The 23971-nt window shown below is 58.1% G+C and carries 26 protein-coding genes; 17 read left to right on the top strand and 9 right to left on the bottom strand.

Annotated elements, in window-relative coordinates:
* Positions 1-2 precede the first annotated feature (2 nt).
* Both AC2TEL_RS00185 and selD read left to right on the top strand, forming a co-directional pair.
* Positions 3-389 (top strand): Na+/H+ antiporter subunit G, encoded by a 387-nt coding sequence (locus AC2TEL_RS00185; protein ID WP_480842605.1) that lies wholly within the window; start codon positions 3-5, stop codon positions 387-389.
* A 5-nt stretch (positions 390-394) separates the two neighbouring features.
* Complete coding sequence (selD, locus tag AC2TEL_RS00180; RefSeq protein WP_480842607.1) at positions 395-2554, top strand: selenide, water dikinase SelD; 2160 nt, start codon at positions 395-397, stop codon at positions 2552-2554.
* Here the strand turns inward: selD and mnmH are convergent.
* Together mnmH and AC2TEL_RS00170 are read right to left on the bottom strand one after the other, a co-directional pair.
* Positions 2545-3597: a tRNA 2-selenouridine(34) synthase MnmH gene (gene mnmH, locus AC2TEL_RS00175; protein ID WP_480901341.1), complete on the bottom strand. Its 1053-nt coding sequence runs from the start codon at positions 3595-3597 to the stop codon at positions 2545-2547. The genes selD and mnmH overlap by 10 nt on opposite strands.
* Before the next feature lie 46 nt (positions 3598-3643).
* Positions 3644-4312 (bottom strand): SOS response-associated peptidase, encoded by a 669-nt coding sequence (locus AC2TEL_RS00170; RefSeq protein WP_480901340.1) that lies wholly within the window; start codon positions 4310-4312, stop codon positions 3644-3646.
* Between the two features lie 55 nt (positions 4313-4367).
* Between AC2TEL_RS00170 and AC2TEL_RS00165 the strand changes: the two genes are divergently transcribed.
* Positions 4368-6020, top strand: coding sequence for a tetratricopeptide repeat-containing sulfotransferase family protein (locus AC2TEL_RS00165; RefSeq protein WP_480901339.1), 1653 nt, complete (start codon positions 4368-4370; stop codon positions 6018-6020).
* 47 nt (positions 6021-6067) lie between these two features.
* Here the strand turns inward: AC2TEL_RS00165 and AC2TEL_RS00160 are convergent, their stop codons facing one another.
* Positions 6068-7645, bottom strand: coding sequence for a bifunctional metallophosphatase/5'-nucleotidase (locus AC2TEL_RS00160; protein ID WP_480901337.1), 1578 nt, complete (start codon positions 7643-7645; stop codon positions 6068-6070).
* Positions 7646-7752: 107 nt separating this feature from the next.
* Between AC2TEL_RS00160 and AC2TEL_RS00155 the strand changes: the two genes are divergently transcribed.
* Genes AC2TEL_RS00155 through arsC form a run of 4 tightly spaced genes read left to right on the top strand, consistent with a single transcriptional unit; the run spans position 7753 to position 9912 of the window.
* Positions 7753-8091, top strand: a complete 339-nt coding sequence (locus AC2TEL_RS00155) for a DUF952 domain-containing protein (protein WP_480901336.1) — start codon at positions 7753-7755, stop codon at positions 8089-8091.
* The gene (locus tag AC2TEL_RS00150; protein ID WP_480901335.1) at positions 8088-8519 is read left to right on the top strand and encodes a DUF1330 domain-containing protein; all 432 of its coding nucleotides are present in this window, start codon (positions 8088-8090) and stop codon (positions 8517-8519) included. The genes AC2TEL_RS00155 and AC2TEL_RS00150 overlap by 4 nt, the downstream gene beginning before the upstream one ends.
* Positions 8516-9574, top strand: a complete 1059-nt coding sequence (locus tag AC2TEL_RS00145) for a quinone-dependent dihydroorotate dehydrogenase (protein WP_480842621.1) — start codon at positions 8516-8518, stop codon at positions 9572-9574. The genes AC2TEL_RS00150 and AC2TEL_RS00145 overlap by 4 nt, the downstream gene beginning before the upstream one ends.
* The gene (arsC, locus tag AC2TEL_RS00140) at positions 9571-9912 is read left to right on the top strand and encodes an arsenate reductase (glutaredoxin) (protein WP_480842623.1); all 342 of its coding nucleotides are present in this window, start codon (positions 9571-9573) and stop codon (positions 9910-9912) included. The genes AC2TEL_RS00145 and arsC overlap by 4 nt, the downstream gene beginning before the upstream one ends.
* Here arsC and AC2TEL_RS00135 read toward each other — a convergent pair.
* The 3 genes from AC2TEL_RS00135 to AC2TEL_RS00125 are packed head-to-tail and all read right to left on the bottom strand — an operon-like array spanning position 9909 to position 12166.
* Positions 9909-11225 carry an MATE family efflux transporter gene (locus AC2TEL_RS00135; protein WP_480842625.1) on the bottom strand — a complete coding sequence of 439 codons (1317 nt, stop codon included), beginning with the start codon at positions 11223-11225 and terminating at the stop codon, positions 9909-9911. The genes arsC and AC2TEL_RS00135 overlap by 4 nt on opposite strands.
* 2 nt (positions 11226-11227) lie before the next feature.
* Positions 11228-11746, bottom strand: coding sequence for a PaaI family thioesterase (locus AC2TEL_RS00130; RefSeq protein ID WP_480901334.1), 519 nt, complete (start codon positions 11744-11746; stop codon positions 11228-11230).
* On the bottom strand, positions 11747-12166 hold the full coding sequence (locus AC2TEL_RS00125) for a PaaI family thioesterase (protein ID WP_480901333.1): 420 nt from the start codon (positions 12164-12166) through the stop codon (positions 11747-11749).
* A 116-nt stretch (positions 12167-12282) separates the two neighbouring features.
* Between AC2TEL_RS00125 and AC2TEL_RS00120 the strand changes: the two genes are divergently transcribed.
* From AC2TEL_RS00120 to AC2TEL_RS00085, 8 genes are all read left to right on the top strand, one after another.
* Positions 12283-12651 carry a MerR family transcriptional regulator gene (locus tag AC2TEL_RS00120; RefSeq protein ID WP_480842632.1) on the top strand — a complete coding sequence of 123 codons (369 nt, stop codon included), beginning with the start codon at positions 12283-12285 and terminating at the stop codon, positions 12649-12651.
* 246 nt (positions 12652-12897) lie between these two features.
* Positions 12898-13299: a MerR family transcriptional regulator gene (locus AC2TEL_RS00115; RefSeq protein ID WP_480842634.1), complete on the top strand. Its 402-nt coding sequence runs from the start codon at positions 12898-12900 to the stop codon at positions 13297-13299.
* A gap of 43 nt (positions 13300-13342) precedes the next feature.
* Positions 13343-15124 carry an acyl-CoA dehydrogenase C-terminal domain-containing protein gene (locus AC2TEL_RS00110; protein ID WP_480901332.1) on the top strand — a complete coding sequence of 594 codons (1782 nt, stop codon included), beginning with the start codon at positions 13343-13345 and terminating at the stop codon, positions 15122-15124.
* Between the two features lie 54 nt (positions 15125-15178).
* Positions 15179-15391 (top strand): hypothetical protein, encoded by a 213-nt coding sequence (locus AC2TEL_RS00105; protein ID WP_005981899.1) that lies wholly within the window; start codon positions 15179-15181, stop codon positions 15389-15391.
* A gap of 277 nt (positions 15392-15668) precedes the next feature.
* The gene (locus AC2TEL_RS00100; protein ID WP_480901331.1) at positions 15669-16307 is read left to right on the top strand and encodes a glutathione S-transferase family protein; all 639 of its coding nucleotides are present in this window, start codon (positions 15669-15671) and stop codon (positions 16305-16307) included.
* 10 nt (positions 16308-16317) lie between these two features.
* Complete coding sequence (locus AC2TEL_RS00095; protein ID WP_480901330.1) at positions 16318-17529, top strand: acetyl-CoA C-acetyltransferase; 1212 nt, start codon at positions 16318-16320, stop codon at positions 17527-17529.
* Positions 17529-18014: a cupin domain-containing protein gene (locus AC2TEL_RS00090; protein WP_480901328.1), complete on the top strand. Its 486-nt coding sequence runs from the start codon at positions 17529-17531 to the stop codon at positions 18012-18014. The genes AC2TEL_RS00095 and AC2TEL_RS00090 overlap by 1 nt, the downstream gene beginning before the upstream one ends.
* Positions 18011-20209: a 3-hydroxyacyl-CoA dehydrogenase NAD-binding domain-containing protein gene (locus AC2TEL_RS00085; protein WP_480901327.1), complete on the top strand. Its 2199-nt coding sequence runs from the start codon at positions 18011-18013 to the stop codon at positions 20207-20209. The genes AC2TEL_RS00090 and AC2TEL_RS00085 overlap by 4 nt, the downstream gene beginning before the upstream one ends.
* Before the next feature lie 41 nt (positions 20210-20250).
* On the opposite strand, the gene AC2TEL_RS00080 is transcribed toward AC2TEL_RS00085, so the two are convergent.
* The 3 genes from AC2TEL_RS00080 to AC2TEL_RS00070 all read right to left on the bottom strand — a co-directional run bounded on the left by AC2TEL_RS00080 (position 20251) and on the right by AC2TEL_RS00070 (position 22765).
* The gene (locus AC2TEL_RS00080; protein ID WP_480842645.1) at positions 20251-20994 is read right to left on the bottom strand and encodes a Hint domain-containing protein; all 744 of its coding nucleotides are present in this window, start codon (positions 20992-20994) and stop codon (positions 20251-20253) included.
* 215 nt (positions 20995-21209) lie between these two features.
* Entirely contained in the window at positions 21210-21872 is a 663-nt protein-coding gene (locus AC2TEL_RS00075) for a sulfotransferase family 2 domain-containing protein (protein WP_480842647.1), read from the bottom strand.
* A complete protein-coding gene (locus AC2TEL_RS00070) occupies positions 21869-22765 on the bottom strand; it encodes a DMT family transporter (protein WP_480861917.1) in 897 nt (298 codons plus the stop codon). Before AC2TEL_RS00070 ends, AC2TEL_RS00075 begins: the two co-directional genes overlap by 4 nt.
* Here AC2TEL_RS00070 and AC2TEL_RS00065 point away from each other — a divergent pair.
* Both AC2TEL_RS00065 and AC2TEL_RS00060 read left to right on the top strand, forming a co-directional pair.
* On the top strand, positions 22758-22901 hold the full coding sequence (locus tag AC2TEL_RS00065) for a hypothetical protein (RefSeq protein ID WP_480842650.1): 144 nt from the start codon (positions 22758-22760) through the stop codon (positions 22899-22901). The two genes, AC2TEL_RS00070 and AC2TEL_RS00065, sit on opposite strands and share 8 nt — an antisense overlap.
* A gap of 51 nt (positions 22902-22952) precedes the next feature.
* Entirely contained in the window at positions 22953-23966 is a 1014-nt protein-coding gene (locus tag AC2TEL_RS00060) for a hypothetical protein (protein WP_480861918.1), read from the top strand.
* The last annotated feature ends 5 nt before the right edge of the window (positions 23967-23971 follow it).

Below are 23971 nucleotides of genomic sequence, written 5' to 3'. Positions count from 1 at the left end.
GTATGACAGTTGTCTTCGAATTGCTGATCTCCGCCTTCCTGATCGTTTCAGGCGTCTTCGGGTTTGTGGGCTCTTTTGGCATGATCAAGCTGAAAGACCCGATGTCTCGCCTGCATGCGCCGACCAAGGCGACGACGCTGGGTGTGGGTGGCGTTCTGCTGGCTTCAATTGGGCATTCGGTCCTGTTCGAACCACACCTGTCCCTGCACGAACTTCTGATCACCTTGTTCCTGTTCCTGACCGCTCCGATCACGGCACTGTTCATTGCCAAATGGCATATCCATCGCCATGAAAAACCCGAAGATCTGCCGGACGCGGGCGAGGATGAGCTGTGGGCCACCCACGCCGTCGAACAGGTCGAGGACGTCCCGGATCACAGCGCGAACTAAGAGCCATGCATAAACCTCCGCTGCCCCTGACCCGTGATCTGGTTCTGGTCGGCGGCGGCCACACCCACGCGCTGCTATTGCGAAAATGGGGAATGGATCCGTTACCCGGCGCGCGTGTGACCGTGATCAATCCCGGCCCGACGGCTCCCTACTCCGGGATGCTGCCCGGTTTTGTGGCTGGGCATTACGAGAGGTCCGAACTGGACATTGATTTGGTCCGCTTGGCGCGGTTCGCTGGTGCGCGCGTTGTACTTGGGTCTGTCGCGGGGATCGACACCGAACAGCGCGTGGTCCACGTACCGGGCCGGCCTCCGGTCGCATTTGACGTGGCCTCGGTCAATGTGGGGATCACATCGGATATGCCTTCCTTGCCGGGTTTTTCGGAACACGCTGTTCCGGCGAAACCCCTGGGGCCATTCGCAGAAAAATGGGCGGCATATCTGAACGGAACCGGTCCGGCTGCCGTCCTGGTGATTGGCGGTGGGGTTGCGGGTGTTGAACTCGTCATGGCAATGGCCCATGCGTTGCGCGCCCGAAGCCGAAGCGCACAGGTAACGCTGATCGACAATGCCTCGGCCCTGACCGCTACAGGGCCCAAGGCAGGCAGCACGATCCGGAAGGCAATGAAAGTGCTTGGCATTGACGTGGTTGAGAGCACAACAATCTCTCGGGTCACTTCGGATCACGTCGAACTGGATGACGGCCGGCGGATACCCGCAGAGTTCGTGACGGGTGCCGCCGGGGCCCGCGCATATGGCTGGATAGCCGAAACCGGATTGGACCTGCAGGACGGCTACATTCGGGTCAATGACCATCTGCAATCCAGCGACTCAACGATTTTTGCCGCCGGCGATTGCGCGCATCTGACAGAGAACCCGCGCCCCAAGGCCGGTGTCTATGCGGTGCGCGAGGCCCCCGTCCTGTTCAACAACCTGCGTGCTGCGTTGGGCGCAGGTCGGATGCAACGTTACAAACCGCAAAATGATTATCTAAAGCTGATTTCACTTGGCGACAAATCCGCCCTCGCTGAGCGGCTGGGGACTTCCTTCAGCGGCCCGTTGATGTGGAAATGGAAAAACAACATCGATCAAAAATTCATGAACAAGTTTCGCCATTTGCCGCAGATGGATGCTCCCGCGATCCCCCGGATTCACGCCGACGGGGTGACCGAGGTGCTGGAGGGCAAACCCTTGTGCGGCGGATGCGGTGCCAAAGTCGGGCGAGGGGCACTGCGCGCGGCAGTGCACGACCTTCCACCTCCGACCCGGTCGGATGTAATACCCCTGCCCGGTGATGACGCTGCACTCCTCAAGACAGGTGATGCGCAACAAGTGATGACCACGGACCATCTGCGCAGCTTCGTGGATGATCCCGCTCTGATGACCCGCATTGCCGCTGTTCATGCTCTGGGTGACATCTGGGCGATGGGTGCAGCCCCGCAGGCCGCAACGGCCACGATCATTCTGCATCGGATGTCAACCGACCTGCAGCACCGCACGATGACCGAGATCATGACCACGGCAAGTGAGGTCATGAGGGAGGCAGGGGCTGAAATCGTAGGTGGTCACAGCTCGATGGGCGATGAGATGACTATCGGCTTTACCCTGACCGGTCTGTGTCCCGACAAACCAATAACTCTGTCGGGCGGACAACCAGGGGATGCGTTGATCCTGACCAAGCCTCTGGGCAGCGGTGTAATGATGGCGGCAGAAATGGCCGGTCAGGCCGAAGGAAAATGGATTGCGGCTGCCTTGGCTCATATGATCCAGCCACAGTCGGAGGCCGCGCGAATTCTGGCAGGTGTGCATGCGATGACCGACGTCACCGGTTTTGGCCTTGCAGGGCATCTGAATGGCATGTGCGAAGCCTCTGGTTGCGGTGCAATGCTCGATCTCGACGCGATCCCGGTGATGGACGGTGCAATCGCACTTAGCAAGCAGGGTATCCGGTCCACATTATTCACTGACAACCAGAGGATTGCACCGGAACTGCCTACCGGTGGCAAGGCGGATTTGCTGTTTGATCCGCAAACCGCCGGTGGATTGCTGGCCGCTGTTTCAGAATATCATGCGGCAGAGCTGTGTTCTGTTCTCCGAAACTCTGGCTATCCGGCCGTGATCATCGGGAAACTCACAGAAACACCGGGGCTGCGGCTTCAGAGCTGATCCAGAACCTTTTCAATCCGAGCCGCAGCATCGGACAACCCGGCAGTACACAGCGACACGACCTCGACTTGCGCAATCACATCCGCGTTTTGCGCCCTATGCGACTTGGTGTAGGCCGGATCGTAATGCTGCGCCATCAGCGCCCGCGTGAGCCCCAGCATGTCGCCTGCATCGATCAAGGCCATCCACCCATCGACGACCTCATGACCCCGGTGAAAGCGCAATGGCGACAGGCGGTCCTTCAGGCGCTCGGTATCAGACAGAATGTCGTCATAAGCCTCGGTCAGATAAACCGAGCGGGTCTCGATAGGTGCAATGATCCTGATCCGGGGCGCGCCGCACAACGCAGTCCACAGGCAGGGCGGCAAGATCAATCCACCGATCCTGGACGATTCAGCCTCGATCACGACCGGGCGCGCAGGGTCCAGTTGGCACAGGCCAGCGGCAAGGGCGGACTCGAACGCTTTCTGGCTGGGCTGACCCCCCGGCATCTCTCCCAACAATGAACCACGATGGTTGGCCAGGCGTTCCAGGTCCAGAACCTGAACACCACGCGTCTGCAACAGAGTTAACAGTTCGGTTTTGGCAGTACCCGTATACCCGTCCAGGGCGACCAGACGGTGTGGAAGCGGATCGCCGTATAAGTATCTGTTCACGAGGCGCCGGTAGGTCCGATACCCCCCGTCGACGACTTCGGCCCGCCAGCCGATCTGTTGCAACATCCATGTGAAGGACCCGGACCGTTGACCGCCGCGCCAGCAATAGACCAAGGGCCTCCACTCGCCTTCATGATGCGCCAGGCTTTCCTCGATATGGTTGGCGGCGTTACGAAAAACCAGCGCGGCACCCAGCTTGCGCGCCAGAAACGGGCTTTGCTGAACGTAGATCGTCCCTACGCGAGCACGTTCTTCATTGTCCAGAACAGGCAGATTGACAGCACCCGGCAGGTGATCCTCGGCATATTCAGCCGGGCTGCGCACGTCGATCACAGTGTCGAAAGTGTGCGAATAAAGCTGAGGAAGATCAGAGAATTTCAGAGCCATATCCGTGATCTAAACTGCGTGGTAGCGAAAGAAAAGGCAGCGGAGTTCAGCTTGACGCGACGGGTTCGATCAATTCTGGCCCGCTGGCACGATTGGAATTTACCGCCCGCCCGACCCGGTGAACAGTCAGCGTTTCATCTGGCCCAGGTCGCATCAGGCGCGCCGCCCCTTTGCCCGCCTCGCCCAACCACAACGCCCAGTTCTCGGGTTCGAGTATCAGTGGCATCCGGTGATGGATCGCGCTGAGGTATTGATTGGCAGGTGTGGTGACGATCGCACACGTCCTCTGCCGTGCGGTTTCAGGCCCCCAGTCCTGCCAGACGCCTGCAAATGCGATCGGGGCTCCGTCGCGGCGTCGGATATACCAAGGCAGCCGCTCACCATCCTCGGTCTTGGTCCATTCGTAGAACCCGGTCGCGACAATCAGGCAACGACGGTCCCGGCACGCCGCCCGAAAGGCCGGTTTTTCCGCCAGCGTCTCTGCGCGCGCGTTAATAAGCAGCGGCCCTGCGTTTTCGGCTTTGTACCAATGGGGCAAGAACCCCCAGCGCAGCGGGTCCAACTTGCGCCCAGTTTGGTCCGAGCGAACGACGTGGACCTGATTGGTTGGGCACACGTTGTAATTCGGAACTTGGGGCAACGTATTCGCAGGGCGGGCAGCAAACAGCTGCGCCATGGCGTCGTTGGGAAGGGTTATTGCAAACCGTCCGCACATCGGTAATGAACTTTCAACAATTGTTTCTCACGGGCACAGGGTTCCACGCGGTCATATGGCACAACAAACAGCGAATTCCCTCAAAAGCAAAGCACTTGCTGATCTGGACATGGGCAAACTGCCGCAGGCGCTGAAAAAGGCGCAGCTGGGGGCAAAGAAGTTCCCAAGTGACTCGGATTACCACGCCATCGCTGGCTTTGTCCTGACCGAGATGAAACGTTACAGGCAGTCCATCCCGCATTTTGTCGAAGCGGCAAAGATGAAACCGGATGATCCGCAGTTTGTCGAAAATCTGGCCAACGCTTTGATGCAAACCGGCCAGATCCCACGAGCGCTGGCTTATGCCGAACAAAAGCTGGAACAGTTTCCCAACAACAAGGAACTGGTTCGCGTCATCGATGAGATTCAACTGAAGGGCCAGAACTGGCGGATGATCATCGACTATGCGACGCAAAAGCTGGAAACAGATCCAGACAATGCCAAATTGCTGGCGTCCCGCAGCCGCGCCTATGCATCAATCGGATTTGTCGAGCACAGCTCAAATGACATTGCTCGCGCCTACGAACTTGACCCCAAAAGTGTCGATATCGCATTTAGAAAAGCGATCGATATGCATCAATCCGGCGACAAAAATGGGAGCGCCGCAATACTTTGGGACATATTGGAAAGGGAGCCCCTGCACCCTGCTACTTTGCTACAGTTGTCGGTTGTAGCCTCTGCGGAAAGCCTGAATGATCTTTTTGATGCCACAAGCAGAGCCCTTGCAAATGGCGACCATGTGAACTCCACGCTGGAGTTTGCGAAGGCCGAACTCATTTCCAGACGCGATGGTTTGGCAGTTGCCTTGCCACAATTTTCCATTGCCAACATGGCGCAGCATGAAACAAATCCCTACGATTCTGCCTTAGAAGAGGAGAAGCTCCAGGGTATCTGCAGCCTATTCCCAGAAGGGGCATCAGCGGTCACATCCGGCTTAGTCGAAGAGCCCGTGCCCATATTCGTTATCGGTCAACCACGATCCGGCACCACGTTGATGGAAATGATGCTGAGTTCGGCTCCCGATATTGCTGGATGTGGTGAGTTAACCCTCGGGTCGGATCTTTCGGAGTCCTTTGTAGAGGACAAGAAAACGTTCGATGCTGCCGCGGCCAAGGAATTCGCTCAGGAGTTCAGAAAGTTGATGCCGCAGGTTCCCGAGGGCTCGGTTGCGTTCGTTGACAAACTACCACACAATTATCAGCGGGTTGGTTTTCTGCTGACCGCATTCCCGAATGCAAAAATTATAAACATGATACGCGATCCGCGGGATGTCGGTCTGTCAAAATGGATCAGACGTTTTCCGGCGCCGGGCCTTCGTTATGCCTCGAACTTGGAGGCCATCGCACATTCTGCCAACCTGTATCGAAAATACATGGCGCACTGGGATCAGGTGTTCGGCGACCGTATCCTGACAGTACCGTATGAAGACCTTGTTGCCGACCCTGAAACGCATAGCCGCAAGGTCGCCGATTTCTGCGGAATCGCTTGGCATGAACAGATGATGCACCCTGAGAAAAACACCAAACAGGTGCGCACCGCGAGCATCGATCAGGTGCGCAACAAGATTTCGACCAAGTCAATTGGCGGATGGCGCAAGGTTGCAGATCAGCTTCAACCAATGCTGGAAGGGTTCGATCCCGAACTCTGGCCCGAATACGACTTCAACTGACAAAAGGCCGCCCCAAACAGGCGGCCTTTCTCGATCAAATCAAAGAATTACTTCTGCTTGATCCGCCCATCCAGATAGGGCTGATAAGGTGCATTCTCGGCGAGGTATTCCGCTGTCACATCTGCCAGATCGGGGCCGAAGTCGTAGGCGTTCTTGTCGTCGCCTTCGAACATCTTGTAACCGTCCCCACCATTGCGAACGTAGTTGTTGGTCACGACCAGATAGGTGGCGGTCGGATCAATGGGTTCGAAACCGTCACCTTTGGCAACCATCACCTCGGAAATGCGGCCTTCGTTCGGTGCAACGGATGGATCCCAGACAAACGTCAGACCGGCAACTTGTGGGAAGCGACCCTTGACTTCCTCGACCTGGCTGACGCCGTTTTCCAACGCGTCGATAATGCCCTGCCCGGTGATCTCGAAGGTCGACAGCGTGTTCTGGAACGGAAGAACCGTCAAAACTTCGCCCATGGTCACATCACCCGGATCGATCGAGGCACGCAAGCCGCCCGAGTTGGCAATGGCGATCTGAACTCCCTGATCGGCAACCCGCGCCAGCATGGCGTCGGCAACCAGATTGCCCATCTCGCATTCCTGGACCCGGCAGACCGCCCGGTCGCCTTCAATCGAGGCAGCCGCGCTTGCAACCACTTTGTTGCGGATTTCCTCGAGTGGCTGCGCCAGCTCGGCGATACGGTCCAACGAGCCTTGGTCCTCGGTCACAGAGTTATCCATGATCAAGGGTTCACCTGATGCCTCGACGACGTTGCCGTCGTCGTCAAAGGTTACGTTCAACTCGCCCAGGAATTTGCCATAGGCGTAGGCCTGAACGATTTGCACACCATTGACGACCGTGGGATAGGGACCCGCTGCTTTGTCGGATACGTTCGACAGGTAAGTGTTGGAATGCCCGCCCACAATTACATCCACACCCGTTGTCTCCTGTGCGACACGCTGATCGACACCATAGCCCGAATGGCTGAGAACGATAATTTTGTTGACCCCTTCGCCGGTCAACTTGTCCACCTCGGCCTGAACTGCCGGAACGGGGTCCGAGAATGTGATGTTTGGACCAGGCGACGCCAGATCATGGGTATCCTCGGGCGTCAGGCCAATAAGCCCGATCATTTCACCGCCCACCTCGATCACCGTAGATTTCTTGATCTTGTCGGTCAGCAATTCTTCATCGGCAATGTCAGCATTCGACATAAGCACCGGAAAATCGACCGAGTCGATAAAGCCGCGCAGGACTTCTGGGCCATCGTCAAACTCGTGATTGCCCACAGTCATCGCGTCGTAACCCAGCTTGTTCATGAACTCAGCGGCGACCTTGCCTTTGTAGTAGGTATAGAACAACGATCCCTGGAACTGGTCGCCACCGTCCACCAGGATCGAGTTATCGGTGCGGCCGCGCGCCTCTTCAACTGCGGTCACCAGACGTGCCGAGCCGCCGAAGCACTTACCCTCGGAATTGTCCTCAGCACTACAACCACTGTCATACTTGTTGATCGGTTCGAACCGGGAATGAAAATCGTTGGTGTGCAGTATGGTCAGCTTGTATTCGGCAGCGGCCATGCCTGCGGTCAGGCCAAGTACCGCTACTGACGTAAGAAAGCGGGTAAACATTTGAGACTCCCTTTTATTGATTGCCCTGATCGTGCGCCGAGGATCGGGAAGAGTCAAAGGGGGAAATCCGGCTTGATTCTACCCGCAGTGCAAGGCATCACCACCCCATGCTGATCTACAAGATTTTCAGGGCCGAGGAATGGGCCACCCTGCAGGCCAAAGGCGAATCCGATGGCGCTCCGATCGACATTTCAGATGGGTTTGTCCACTTTTCGACCGCCGAACAGGCCGCCGAAACCGCAGCCAAGCATTTCGCCGGGGTCGAGGGGTTGACCTTACTGGCTTGCGATGCGGACGCGATGGGCGACGATCTGAAATGGGAAGTGTCGCGTGGTGGTGCCCTGTTCCCGCATCTTTATCGCCGGATCAGAATGTCGGACGTTGTTTGGTCACGCCCCCTGCCCTTTGATGGCGCCGTGCATCAGTTTCCCGAGGAGATGCAATGACCAACTTCGTCGATCCTGATCGCGGTCAATTCGAGACATTCAAGGCATTGGGACGGGATCATCCAATCGAGATGCTGAACCTTGTTCGGTTTCGGAAACTCGCAGCCTATCCTGACGGGCACGAATTGGCCGATGCCGGGTTAAGTGGCTCCGAAGCCTATAGGCGTTACGGGGATGAGACCGCTCGGATACTGTCGCGACTGGGTGCGTCAATCCTTTGGCGTGGATCGTTTCAGACTGCGCTGATAGGGCCAGAAGACGAAAGGTGGGATGAAGTCTTCATTGCTCGATACCCGACAGCGCACGCGTTTCTGGAAATGGTGACCGACCCGGTTTACCAGAAAGCGGTTGTTCATCGGCAGGCGGCAGTTCAGACTTCACGTCTGATCCGCTGTGCACCGGCAGAAAGTGGAACCACATTCGGATGAAACTGACCGAGAGACTGGGGCTTGCCGCCCTGCACAAACTTGACCCCGAAACCGCGCATGGACTGTCGATCAAGGCATTGAAAGCGGGGCTTGCGCCTGCGCCCGGGCCGACAACTTCATCGCGCCTGAAAACCCGTGTCGCCGGGCTGGACCTGCCCAATCCAGTCGGGCTGGCTGCCGGATTCGACAAGAATGGAGAAGTTCTGGACCCTCTGTCGCGCGCCGGTTTCGGATTTATCGAAGTTGGTGCCGTGACGCCGCGCCCACAGCCGGGGAACCCGAAGCCACGCCTGTTTCGCCTGACCGAGGATCAGGCAGCCATCAACCGGTTCGGTTTCAACAATGAGGGCATGGACGTCATGGCGTCGCGTCTGGCCCATCGCCCCAAGGATGCGGTGATCGGTCTGAACCTTGGGGCAAATAAGGACAGCGACGACCGGCCCGGCGATTTTGCTAAAGTGCTGGCACATTGCGCAAAATATCTGGATTTCGCCACGGTCAACGTCTCGTCCCCCAACACGGAAAAACTGCGCGATCTGCAGGGCAAGGAGGCGCTTGGCGCATTGTTGGCCGGAGTGATTGAAACACGCGACGGATTACCCCGCCATATGCCGATTTTTCTGAAAATCGCTCCGGACCTAAGCGAATCCGAATTGCAGGACATCGCTTGGGTCGCCCGCGAAACCGGAGTGGACGCGGTGATTGCCACAAACACCACGCTGTCCAGGGACGGCCTGCACAGCGTACACAAGGACCAGGCTGGCGGCTTGTCGGGCGCACCATTGTTCGAAAAATCCACTCGCGTTCTTGCACAGCTCAGCCAGATGACAGGCGAAGACGTTCCTCTGATTGGTGTTGGCGGGATCAGCACGGCCGAGCATGCCTATGCCAAGATTTGCGCGGGGGCCTCGGCCGTGCAGTTTTACACCGCGATGGTTTATGGGGGCCTCTCACTGGCTGCCGAAATCGCAACGGGTCTGGATCGGCTATTGGCCCGCGATGGTTTCGACTCTGTCGCCCAAGCCGTGGGCAGCAAACGTGAGGACTGGTTATGATCGAATACTGGCACAATCCCCGTTGTTCCAAGTCCCGCACGGGTCTGGCTTTGCTCGAGGAGAAAGGCGCGCAGGTGAACGTTCGGAAATATCTCGAAGACGCGCCTTCGGAAGATGAATTACGCGCGGCACTGGCCCTTCTGGGTTGCCCGGCCATCGACATGATGCGCACCGGAGAGAATCAGTTCAAAGAGCTGGATCTGACCAAGGCCTCCGACGAAGATGAGCTGATCCGGGCGATGGCTGAATACCCGATCCTGATCGAGCGCCCGTTGGCGATTGCAGGAAACAACGCCGCCATCGGACGCCCACCCGAGGCTTTGCTGAAACTTCTCTAGGCGACCTGAGCTTCAAGCCTGGGATAGCGCCAGCCCATCGTTACGCCGCGGGCGATGTTTAGGATCATCAGCGCGGACCATAGCCCGTGATTGCCGAATGCCGGCACCAGAATGAACAGCGCGACCACGTAAATCGCGACGGACTGGATCATGGCGTTGCGCATCGCTCGGGTCCACGTCGCGCCGATGTAGATGCCGTCGAACATCCAGCTGGCCACACCGATTGCGGGCGCGATTGCGGCCCAGAAAAGATACTCTCGACCTGCCACCCGAACTTCTGGCGACGTTGACATAATGTCGATCAGCGCTGGCCCGGCCAGAAAGAACACGAGGCCCAGCGCAAAGGCTCCGCCCACGCCCCATTGCGACGCCATGATCGACGCGCGCCGAACCTGATAGCGGTCGCGTGCCCCTACAGCCCCGCCCACCAGCGCTTCGGCCGAAAACGCGAACCCGTCCAGTGCAAACGCGGTAATCTCAAGAAACTGGAGCAGCACCTGATTTGCCGCGAGGTTTACATCCCCCAGATCCGAACCGACGAACAAGAAGGTGGTAAATGCTCCGGTCAACAGGACCGAACGCACCATGATGTCGCCGTTGACCTGCATCATGCGACGCAGCCGGACGGCATCGAAAATGCGCGGCCAGTCCTTCCACTGGCTTCCCGCAAAGGCCGCCCGACACAGCCAAAGCCCCAGCGCCAAACCGGTCCATTCAGCGATCAGAGTCGCAATCGCAACGCCTTCGACACCCCAGCCGAGCCCCAGAACGAACCATAAATCCAGCAGGATGTTCAGGCCGTTCATCCAGACCTGCAGGACAAAAACACCGCGCGTCTTTTCGATCGCGATCAACCAACCTGTCACAGCATAAAGCGCAATCGTCGCTGGCGCACCCCAGATTCGGATTTCCAGATAGTCCCGGGTCAACGCCTCGACTTCGGGGCTGGCGGGCGACAACGCAAAGGCGCCCCAGAACACGGCGACCTGCGCAAGGATGAAGACCACCCCGGCCGAGGCCCCCAACAGCAAACCCCGCATCAGAAGGGCACCGGTTTCCGCCGTGTCCCCTGCCCCGCGTGCCTGCGCCGCAAGGCCGGTTGTCCCCATCCGCAAGAAGCCGAAGATCCAGTATATCGCGGACAGGATCACGGCCCCCATTCCTACCGCACCAATCGGGGCCGCCTGCCCCATCTGACCAACCACGCCTGTATCCACAGCCCCGAGGATGGGCACCGTCGCGTTGGACAACACGATCGGCAGCGCAATTTTCAGGACACGGCGATGCGTGATAGGCGCGGCTGCGCTCTGCATGGCTATCCTTTGCCTGCCGAGGCTTGCGGCATCAGGAAATGTCCGGTCCCCTGCGCAAAGAGTTTTGCGTGGTTATCCTGCCAGGCCTCAACCCGGACCGAGGCGTAGCGCCGCCCCGACCGGTTGATAAACGCGCGCGCATAGGCATCGCGCGGCAGCCCCGAGCGCAGATAGTCGACGGTGAAGTCAATTGTCTTCGGAAACCTGATGTTTTCGTCCGTCAGAATATCCTCGGCCCCAATCTCTCCGCTTTCGATACGGGGGAACATGTGCTCCCAACTCAGCGTGATCACGGCCGTCACTTCGAGAAACGCGGCCGTAACGCCACCATGCAAGGCAGGCAGGAACGGATTGCCGATCAGCTTTTCATCGAAGTTGAGAACCCCGGTCAGCTCATCTCCGCGACGGTCAAAGCTGATACTGAGGAACCGGATGTACGGCACACCCTGGACCAATGCTGTCAAAGCAGCGTCGCGGCGTTGTTTCACCACCTGCATGGGTTCAGGACGAGGACGCGCCATTTAGCGACCCTCCACGGTGAACGCGCCCGATGCGGTGGCCACCGGACGATCTGAATCGTCATCTATTGCCGTCGCCCGTACAAATGCCACGTTTCGAGTGATGTGATAGCAGGTGGCCCGCGTGTGGATGCTCTGCCCCGGTGTTGCCGCGCGCATGTAGTCGATCCGCAAATCAATCGTGGCCGTGCCTCCGGGGGCCGAAGGGTGGCTCATCACCGCGGCACCGCAACACGTATCCAGCATCGCCGAAACGGCGCCCCCATGGATCACTCCCGTTCTGGGGTGGCCGATCAGTTGTTCGTTGTAAGGCATTGAGATTTCCGCCTCGCCCTCTCCGATATGGGTGAGTTCAAGCCCCAGCGCCTTTGCATGCGGAATGGCCTCGATGAATTGGCGCGCTAATACTGTCTTGTCGACCATGGGGCGGATCCTGTCCTCTTGCTTGCCCCTTTATGAGGCCGCTTTGACGCAAAGGGCAAGCCCACCTGTTGCGCTTGCCGCAACGACGCCCTAGGTTGCAGCCGAGGAGATCAGGAATGTCCGGCAACCGTTTGTCATTCAAAGAGATGTGCGCCGAGTTCGACGTAACCCCGCGCACGCTGCGATACTACGAATACATCGAACTTCTGCAGCCCGACCGCGAAGGCCGGTCCAGGTTTTATGGTCCGCGCGAAGTCGCCCGCATGAAACTGATCCTTCGCGGCCGGAAATTTGGTTTCCAGTTGGAAGAGATCCGCCAGTGGTTGCTGATCTACGAAGATCAGGGCAATCAGGCGCAAATGGCTGCCTTTATCGAGATGGCCGATCGTCAGATGGAAGAACTACGGCAACAACGGCAGCAACTAGACGAGGCCATGGAAGCGTTGCAACAATTGCGGGACCAGACTGTGGGCCTGCTGGAATAGACGGCCACAATCGGCCTGACAGGGTCATTATTACGCGGCCCGCACAGCCTTTCGCTATCAAGCTTGGTCGTTTTCCACTTTACGCTGGGTAAGAAAATTTCGTTTCAGACGACTTACGTGTCCGGAAGTTACGTCAACTGTTTTGTGACGCTGCGTCTGCATTACGTAAACGTCAATTATATGTTGTAAAACGCTCATCAACTGCGCAACTCAATTGGTATGACGCCAGTGATGAGAGTTTGAAACATGACCGAAGACCTGATGACCATCCGCGAAATGTGCGAGACTTATGACGTCACCCCACGCACGTTGCGGTTTTATGAGGCCAAGGAACTTTTGTTTCCGATCCGTGAAGGCCAGAAGCGCCTGTTCACCAAACGGGACCGCGCGCGCCTGAAACTGATCCTGCGCGGCAAGCGTTTTGGCTTCAGCCTGGAAGAAATCCGTCAGCTTCTGGACTTGTACCATGTGGGCGACCAACAGGTGACCCAGATGACCCGCACTTATGAAATTGCGTGCGAACGTCTGGCCGACATGGAATCGCGCCGGGACGAGCTGACACAGGCCATCGACGATCTGAAAGAGCAGTTGCGCTGGGGCGAAAAGGTTATCGCCTCGATGAAACAGGAAAAGAAGGCGGCCGAGTAATCTCGTACGCCTTCACCGGACATCTGAATTAAGGGAGCTTCAAATGCCCGTTTATAACGCGCCAACAAAAGACACGCAGTTCATCCTGCACGACGTTCTGAAAGTCTCGCAGTCGGATATCCCCGGCTATGACGAACTTGAGGCCGAGTTTACCGGCGCGGTTCTGGAAGAAGCGGGCAAGCTTGCCTCCAACGTTCTGCACCCGCTGAACGTGGTCGGCGACACCGAAGGATGCCGGTTGGAAAACGGTATTGTGTACACCCCAACCGGATTCAAAGACGCCTTCGAGCAGATGAAGGAAGGTGGCTGGACTGGCCTCGACATGCCGGAAGAGTATGGCGGCCAGAACATGCCTTACGTAATGGGTACTGCCGTGGGCGAGATGTTCTCGGGAGCAAACCAAGCGTTTGTGATGTATCAAGGCCTGACCCACGGTGCGGCCTCGGCCATTCTGGCGCACGGCACGGACGAGCAGAAGAACAAATACCTGCCGAACATGATCAGCTGTGAATGGACCGGCACCATGAACCTGACCGAGCCGCATTGCGGCACAGATCTGGGCCTGATGCGCACCAAGGCCGAGCCGCAGGGCGATGGCAGCTACAAGATTACCGGCCAGAAGATCTTTATCTCGGCCGGTGATCACGACATGGCCGACAACATCATTCACTTGGTGTTGGCCAAAATCCCGGGTGGCCCCGACGGCATCAAAGGCGTGTCTCTGTTCATCGTGCCCAAGTTCATCGTGAACGAAGACGGCACTCCCGGTGAGCGGAACGGCGTTTCGGTCGGCAAGATCGAAGAGAAGATGGGCATCCACGGCAACTCAACCTGCGTCATGAACTATGACGAGGCCACCGGCTGGCTGCTGGGCGACGAGCACAAAGGCATGCGCGCCATGTTCACGATGATGAACGAAGCGCGTCTGGGTGTGGGTATGCAAGGCCTGTCTCAGGCCGAAGCTGCGTACCAGAACGCTGTCGAATATGCCAAAGACCGCCTGCAGGGCCGCGACGTAACAGGTGTGAAGAACCCGGACGGCCCCGCCGATCCGCTGATCGTTCACCCCGACATCCGCCGTAACCTGATGGATCAGAAAAGCTTCACCGAGGGTGCACGTGCGTTCATCCTCTGGGGCGCGACCATGATCGACAAGGCGCACCGCTCGGGTGACAAAGATGCGGACGGCCTGATCTCGCTGCTGACTCCAGTCATCAAGGGCTTCCTGACGGATGAAGGCTTCGACATGACCGTTCAGGCGCAGCAGGTCTATGGCGGCCATGGCTACATCGAAGAATGGGGTATGTCGCAATACACCCGCGATGCCCGTATCGCGATGATCTACGAAGGCGCCAACGGCGTTCAGGCGCTTGACCTTGTCGGCCGTAAGCTGGCGCAGGATGGCGGTAAGCACGTCATGGCCTTTTTTGAAATGGTCAAGTCCTTCTGCAAGGAGAACGGTGGCAAGGACGAAGCCTATGACAAAGCCTTCATCGAACCGCTGAAAGCCGCATCCAAGGATCTGCAGGCCGCTGGCATGTATTTCATGCAGGAAGGCATGAAGAACCCGAACAACGCACTGTCGGGCTCGTACGACTTCATGCACATGTTCGGCCACGTCTGCCTTGGACTGATGTGGGCACAGATGGCGAAGGCCGCACAAGACGCGCTGGACGGTGGGGCCTCGGACAAAGACTTCTATGAGACCAAGATCAACACCGGTCGCTTCTACATGGCGCGCCGCCTGCCCGCGACTTCAATGCACCTTTCGCGCATTCAGACCGGCGCGGAGACAGTCATGGCCCTGGAGGCCGCGAATTTCTGATCTCAATCTGGGTCCGGGAAAACCGCCCGGGCCTGGTTTTTCCGAGGGGATTCAATGCCCAAACGCTTTCGCCTGACCCGCCGCTTTCCGGTCGCCATGACCGAGGACGGCTACCGCAAACTCAAAGGCTTCGCCCGCGAGGCGGGGCTGGACGAAGGCGAGGCACTGTCCTTCCTGTTCGAGAACTTCAACAGCGTAATTGACGAGGAGAACCTGACCCACCGCCTGCGCATCTTCAATTCCGAGCTTGAGGCGCGCAAACGCTAGGTGATGGCCAATATCTGTCCAGTAGCGCCAGTTTTGAAACCTGATGCCTCCGGCGGGAGTATTTATGAAAAGATGAAGACGAGATGCGTCCCTGCCACCGGGCGCACTCGCCATCAGGACAGGGACGACTTCACCTTTTGCGGTCATCGGCTCTCCAGCCTGTACCGCGCGACTATTGAAACGGAAGAAGGTTGATCAAAGGTTACTATCTGGACTTCATCTTTTCACAAATACTCAATTCCGAACTAACCATACGCGCCTTGGGAGGGGCGATCGCATGACCATAAAACTGCACTGCTTCGGAGAAAGCGGAAACTCCTACAAGGCGGCCCTGGCGCTTGAGATGTCCGGGCTTGAGTGGGAACCGGTCTTTGTCGATTTTTTCAGTGGCTTAACACGCACTCCTGAATTTCGTGCCGAAGTCAACGAACAGGGCGAGGCCCCGGTCATGATTGATGGCGACTTTCGCACCAGCCAGTCTGGCGCCATTCAAGCCTATGTGACGGAGAAATCGGGTAAATTTGGCGGCAAGTCGCGGGACGAAAACTACGAGATTCTGCGGTGGGTGCTGTGGGACAACCACAAGCTCAGCTCGATGGCCGGTTTGACACGCTTTCTGATCAATTTCCTTCCCGAGAAACACCGAAACCCGGACGTCATCGCCTTTAATCAGGGGCGATTGAAAGCGGCCTACGAAATACTGAATAACCACTTGGACGGCCGCGACTGGATTGTCGGCGACGGCGTGACCAACGCCGATCTCAGCTGCTGCGGCTACCTGTATTATCCCGAACCATTCGGCTTTGACCGTGCTGACTGGCCCCATATTGATGCCTGGCTGACTCGCCTGTCCGAACAGCCCGGCTGGAAACACCCGTATGACCTGATGCCCGGCAATCCGTCGGATCGAGCTTGAGGAGAGACCCATGACCGAAGCCTATATCTATGACGCCCTGCGCACCCCGCGCGGCAAGGGCCGCAAGGATGGCAGCCTGCACGAGGTGACCTCGGTGCGCCTGTCCGCCGTGACACTGAATGCGATGAAAGAACGGAACAATCTGGAAGGCCACGCCGTCGAGGACGTGATCTGGGGCAACGTCACGCAGGTGATGGAGCAAGGCGGTTGTCTGGCGCGCTCGGCTGTTCTGGCATCGGACCTAGATGAATCGATCCCCGGTCTGGCGATCAACCGTTTTTGCGCCTCGGGCATGGAAGCCGTGAACCTGGCGGCAAACCAGGTGAAAGGCGGCGCGGGCGAGGCCTACATCGCCGGCGGTGTCGAGATGATGGGGCGCGTACCGATGGGCAGCGACGGTGCGGCGATCGCGGTGGACCCCTCGCTGGCAATGAGTACCTACTTCGTGCCTCAGGGCATCTCGGCGGACATTATCGCGACCGAATATGGGTTCGATCGCGATCAGGCTGACGCACTGGCCGTAGAATCTCAAAAACGGGCGGCAAAGGCCTGGGAAGAAGGCAGGTTCGACAAATCTGTCATCAGCGTCACCGATCAGAACGGCCTGACCATTCTGGATCGCGACGAATACATGCGGCCCGGTACTGACATGCAGAGCCTCGGAGCGCTGAATCCGTCTTTCCAGATGATGGGCGAGCAGATGCCCGGCTTCGACAAGGTGGCGATGCTGAAGTACCCGCATCTCGAAAAGATCAATCACATCCACCACGCGGGCAACAGCTCGGGAATCGTGGACGGTGCGGCTGCGGTTCTGATTGGCAATAAGGAATTCGGTGAGAAACACGGCCTGAAACCGCGCGCGCGTATCAAGGCGACCGCCAAGATCGGCACGGACCCGACCATCATGCTGACCGGCCCGGTGCCGGTGACCGAGAAGATCCTGGCCGACAACGGCATGAAGATCAGCGATCTGGACCTGTTCGAAGTGAACGAAGCCTTTGCTTCGGTCGTGCTGCGCTTCCAGCAAGCGTTCGACGTCGACCCGGCGTTGGTCAACGTCAACGGCGGCTCGATCGCGATGGGCCACCCGCTGGGTGCGACCGGTGCGATGATCATCGGCACGCTGCTGGATGAGCTTGAACGTCAGGACAAGGAAACCGGTCTGGCCACGCTTTGCATTGCATCCGGCATGGGTGCGGCAACCATTATCGAGCGAGTCTGATGCCCAAGCTGGATCTCTCTCAGATCCCGTTCAAGGGAGGCTCGTCCTATCCCGGCAAACTGGCCGAGGCGACAGCGGGTCGTTTCGTGCAGCGTGTGGGTGATGCAGGCGGGCTGTCCCAATACGGGGTCAACATCGTGCGGCTCGAGCCGCAGGGCATGTCCTCACTGCGCCACTACCACATGGAGCAGGACGAGTTTGCCATCATGCTCAGCGGCACTTGCGTGCTGATCGATGACGATGGTGAGCATGAGATGCAGCCCGGCGATTGCGCCACTTGGCCCGCAGGTGAGCCCAATGGCCACCACCTTGTGAACAAAACCGATGCGCCCGCGACCTTTCTGGTGGTGGGCACACGGACCCCGACCGAGACCGGCTATTACAGCGACATAGACATGATGGTGAAGGATGATGAGAACGGGTTCGCCTTCACCCGCAAGGATGGCAGCCCGCTGACGGCTGACCAGATCGGAGATGAGACATGACTGACTTTACCATGAACGTGGACGCCGAAGGCGTTGCCATCATCACCTGGGACGTTCCTGAGAAAAGCATGAACATCCTGCGCGTCGAGGCTTTGGCCCTGATTGAAGAAATGATCGATCAGGTTCTGGCAGACGATAATATCAAGGGCGCGGTCATCACCTCTGCCAAGGACAGTTTTGCCGCTGGAATGGACCTGAATGTTCTGGGCTCGATCCGTGAAAACTCGGGCGACGAACCGGCGCAGGCCATGTTTGATTTCACCATGAACGGGCATCGGATTCTGCGGAAAATTGAATTGGCCGGCATGGACCCCAAGACCAAGAAGGGCGGCAAGCCAATTGTTGCCGCCCTGCCCGGCACCGCTTTGGGCATCGGGTTGGAGGTTCCGCTGGCGTGCCATCGCATCTTCTGTGCCGACAATCCGAAGGCCAAGATCGGTCTGCCCGAAATCATGATTGGTATCTTCCCCGGCATGGGCGGAACGACGCGTCTGGTCCGCAAGCTGGGCGCGGTGAGCGCGGCGCCCTTGCTGTTGGAGGGCAAGACGTTGGAGCCGAAAAAAGCCAAAGCCGCGGGGATGATCGATGAGGTAGTCGAAGACCCGCTTGCTGCGGCGAAAGAATGGGTTCTGAACGCCAGTGATGCGGATCTCGTCAAGCCATGGGACGCCAAAGGGTACAAGATGCCGGGAGGCGCACCCTATCACCCGGCGGGATTCATGAACTATGTCGGCGCATCGGCCATGGTCAACGGCAAGACCCAAGGTGCATTCCCTGCTGCTCAAGCATTGCTGAGCGCGGCATACGAGGGCGCGCTGGTCGATTTCGACACTGCCCTGAAAATCGAGGCCCGCTGGTTCACATCCATTTTGATGAATCCATCTTCGTCGGCAATGATACGCAGTTTGTTCCTGAACAAGGAAGCTCTGGAAAAAGGTGCAGTGCGCCCCAAGGGCGTTCCGGACCAGTCGGTCAAGAAGATCGGCGTTTTGGGTGCGGGAATGATGGGCGCCGGCATCGCGCTGGTCTCGGCTCAGGCCGGGATGGAGGTTGTTCTGATCGACCGCGATCAGGAGGCCGCCGACAAGGGCAAGGCCTATACTGAGGCCTATCTGGACAAGGGCATCAAACGCGGCAAGACTACCGCTGAGAAGAAAGAGGCCATGCTGGGCCGCATTACCGCGACACCGGATCTGGGCAATCTGAAGGGTTGTGATCTGATCATCGAAGCCGTCTTCGAAGACGTGGGCGTCAAGGCCGAGATGACCAAAAAGGTCGAGGCGATCATCCCCGAAGACTGCATCTTTGCCTCGAACACCTCGACCCTGCCGATCACCGATCTGGCCAGGGCGAGCGTGCGTCCGGAACAGTTCATCGGCATCCACTTCTTCTCGCCGGTCGAGAAGATGTTCCTGGTGGAAATCATCAAGGGCAAGGAAACCGGTGATCGTGCGGTGGCCAAGGCGTTGGACTATGTGCGCCAAATCCGCAAGACGCCGATTGTGGTCAACGATGCGCGTTTCTTCTACGCGAACCGCTGCATCATCCCATACATCAACGAAGGCGCACGGATGATCACCGAGGGCGTTTCGCCAGTGCTGATCGACAACGCCGCGCGGCAGTTGGGCTTTCCGGTTGGGCCAATCCAGCTAACCGACGAAACCTCGATTGATCTGGGGGCCAAGATTGCACGCGCCACCAAGGCGGCCATGGGCGATGCCTATCCGGAAAGCCCCGCAGATGCTCTCATCTTCTGGATGGAGGAACAGGGCCGTTTGGGCCGCAAGGTGAAGGCGGGCTTTTTCGACTATGACGAGAAAGGCAAGCGCGTCGAATACTGGAAGGGCCTGCAGGATAAATACCCGCTGGCCGACGATCAGCCTGATCTGACCGAAGTGCAGGAACGTCTTATGTTCGCACAAGTGTTGGAAGCCGTACGAGCGTTGGAGGAAGGTGTTCTGGAAGACATCCGCGAAGGTGACGTAGGCGCCATTCTGGGCTGGGGTTTTGCGCCATGGTCCGGAGGCCCTTTCAGTTGGCTGGACATCCTCGGAACGCCTTACGCCGCGGAGCGGTGCGATCAGCTGGCCGAGAAATTCGGCGAACGTTTTGCCTGCCCGTCCTTGCTGCGCGAGATGGCGGAAAAAGGTCAGAGTTTTTACGGCCGCTTTGACGCCGCTGCGAAGGCAGCCTGAACAAAAGTCGCCGGCGCGTTTTCCAATGCGCCGGCACTTAATCATTGGTGGGTCAGCATCATCCACTCGGGCCGCAGAAAAAGAACCGGCGGAGGCGGTCGTCCTGGTCGTCCGGGACGCCGGCACCCTCTCTCTGGCCGCGTTGGCAAGATCGGTTCATCTGAAACTGGTGCCGGCAGCGCGCCCAAGGGATTGGCAAGGGCATACATATTGCCCGTGTCTGCAATTTCATCGATCAGAGAAATGGCAATTTCACCATCGACCACGGAATAGGTGGTCTGACTATTCCCCGTCCGCATTCCAAAGCGGGCCGCCGGGCAATAGGCCTGCAGGCCGCCTTCTATATAGATCACCTCATCCTGATCAAAGAACAGCGTGCTGACTTCGAAATTCGAGGCCGGGGCCCTGGACCTAAACCGACATGCGCCGTTCAGCAACCTTGCGGCAACAATCGACACACCAGCCTGTGACGGATCGATCTTGTTGTGATCCACGGCCATCCCCTGCTCTGGCATTAACCAGACCACGCGACCGTTATAGGCCGCACGGGACGGCACGCGAACCGGAAGGTTCTCGGAACGGGTTTCGCCGTCAGGTATCATGATCAGGTCAGTTGACGTTCGGCGAAGCTCTTTGAACCCATGATCCAAAGTGCGGACAAGGTCGCCCGGTTTCAGATGTTCCACTTTCTTCCAGCCGCCGGTGGTCGCAATTTTGGTACCATGCACCAAACCGCCGCGCCGGGCCGTGACTGCTTCTTGCTGCACATCTAATTCAACACTCATCGAGCGATCAGAAACGCTCGAGATACTCACTACTTCCAACACGTGCCTCACCCCCTTTTGGCACAAACAAAACGATCCAAAAGGGCTAGCATGGAAACCCTGCGAGTGACTTAGTTTTGACACATTTGGCTCAAATTGGGGCCGTTTTTGGGCTTTTGAGCCCAAGTAAGCAAACAACAGAACCCCACAAAATGCTTTTAGCGCAGATTTGGAAACTATGATTCCGACACAGGGTCAAAGCTGTAGGAGAATCTTTGAATGTCCTCAGCACAGCATTCCTCAACCGCTTTCCTGGACTGTCGGGAATAGTACCATCGAAAATCCCGGCGACGTTCCGACAGGTTCAGATGCGGTAAATCCAGTTTGAATCCCAAGTGCTTGAACAGTGGGGCAGCGTCGTGTTCGAAATTCTCCAGACGAACATAAGTCTTACACTGCTCGACCCCGTCCGCGCGCGTCATATAAGTGCGGGCGGCGCTTCGCCTAAAAGACTGTCCGACCACGGGGTGCAGGACAAACGACTCGAAATCCAAAGACTTGGCCAGAGTAACGGCGGAATGATCAAAATGCTGCGCCCGAAGCCAATGATAATAGCTTACGATGCGGTCCCAAGGGTTTCGAACCAGCGTGAACGTGAACATGCCCTGCATCTGATTCAGCGAAATCAGCCCGTCGATATCGGCCAGCGTGGAGTGTTTCCACAACCGGCCCCGGGCATTCAGCTTCTTGGCGCGCTTCCTGCGTCGCAGCGCTTTGGGCGTGTCGCCCAGCAGTATGTCATCTTTCTTTGCCCGCTGTTCCAAAGCCGCCGCCAGCGATGTTCCCCCGGTTTTTGGGATGTGAACAAAGACATAGCTGCGTCCAGTCGAGATGATCACACGGCCTCCTGTTCGGCGGGCGAACGCCCCGCCCGCCACCCTAACAGTGCGCCGGCCGCCGCGATCAGTCCGATACCCGCGACCTGCATAACGCCAATGGTCTGACCCAAAGCAACCCAGGCGAAAAGTGGGCCGAAAATCATTACCGAATATTCGAATACGGCCACATAAGATGGTTCACCGATTTGGTACGCCTTGATCAGCATGAAAACTGCTATTGTCGAACCGCAAGCCTGAACCAAAATCCAAGGCAGTACCGGTTGTATCGGCCAGACCCAACCGCGTGTGACGAATCCGTCGGGCCCTTCGACAGGCGGAGCTGGAAAATAGGTGAAAACAGCAAGCCCGATGCCCCCCGCCAGCCCCAGTGTGATGACCATGCAGGCCAGCAGCGCTGCGGTGCTTTCCTCTGAACAATGGCTGCGGGTAATGATCGCGCTGAGTGCATAGAAGAAGCCACCGGCAACCGGAAGCAAGGTTTGCAGGTCGAAATCAGTCGGGTTTGGTTGCAGAACAAACAAGATCCCCGTGAAGCCAATCATCACGGCGGCAATGCGCCACGGGCCAATGGTTTGCTTCATTCCCAGCGCGGAAATCAACAAGACAAAAATCGGCGAGGTGAACAGCCCGGCCAAAGCCTGCGCAATCGGCATCAGGGCCAGCGAGGCGAAATAGAACAGCATAGCCATCGTTATCAGAACGCTTCGCAATATGACCGGCCCCATGCGTCTTGGCCGTAATCCGCCAAGCCCCAGCAACGACAAACCCACGATCAGCGGCAACATCAGCAACGCCCTGCTCAGGTGGAACTGCCACAGCCCGACTGTCTCGGCGAGCAGGATCACGACGTTGTCAATCACACCGATGATTGCCATGGCCCCGACCATGAGCATCGACGCCAGAACCGGGGACGTTTGTTTGGCTGACTGCAATCTGCACCTCGATCTCGATTTGATCCCGGGTCCTTCCGGCCATCCGGGCTATCCAGCACAAATTCGATTTGTGGCGCAACAGGTTTGCGCCATGTGATTTCGCCATGCTATGCTGCGGCAAAAGAAAAATTGAGCAGACCTCATCCAGATGACGGCCCTGAAACAGTACCAGCGGATCGAAGCCACCGGTCTGTGGCGCCCCTCGCCCGAGGAACAGCGGCGCGAGGTTGTGGTGTCCATCGGCGAGGCCACGCTGACAATCTCGGATTTCAATGACCGGGCTTTGACGCATTGGTCCCTGGCAGCATTGGAGCGACAGAACCCCGGATCATTTCCGGCTGTGTTCAATCCTGATGGTGATCCCGGTGAAACGCTGGAACTGGCGGAGACCGAGACAACAATGCTGGAGGCCATCGACCGTCTGCAACGCGCCATCGACCGCGCGCGTCCGCATCCGGGGCGTCTTCGGTGGTTATCGGTGGCAGGGGTCGTCCTGGCAGTTTTGGCAGTGCTGCTGCTGTGGCTGCCGGTCGCGTTACAGAGCCACGTGGTTTCAGTGGTCCCAGATATCAAACGGCAGGAGATCGGCGCGACCATCCTGCAACGGATCGAGCGGGTCTCGGGGCAAGCCTGCACATCGCCGGACGCACTGACATCGCTCGACCAACTGGCTAAACGCACAGGCGTTCGCCAGGTTGTTATTCTGCCGGCAGGTGTGCCGGACAGTCTCAGCCTTCCGGGAGGTACAGTTCTGTTGAATCGCGCTCTGGTCGAGGATCACGAGGATCCGGCCGTCGCCGCAGGTTACATCATTGCGGCTCGCGCCCGTGCAGAACTTCAGGATCCTTTGGACGATCTGCTGGACCGGACCGGACCGACAACAGCGTTTCGTCTGCTGACAACTGGTGAGCTTACTGCGGACAACGTTGATACGTACACCGAACAGGTTCTCACCGAACCCCACCCGGATATCAAAGACGAAGACCTGCTGGCTGTCTTCGCGCAGGCTGCGCTGCCCTCAACCCCATATGCTTATGCGCGCGATATCACGGGCGAGACAGTTCTTGGACTGATCGAGGCAGACCCGATGGCGGGCCGGACACTGGAACAGGTTCTGCCGGACCGTGACTGGGTCCGGCTGCAGAACATCTGCGGCGAGTAGACCGG

The sequence above is a fragment of the Ruegeria sp. HKCCD9138 genome (assembly GCF_057220975.1).
This window is presented reverse-complemented; position numbering and strand designations above follow the sequence as displayed.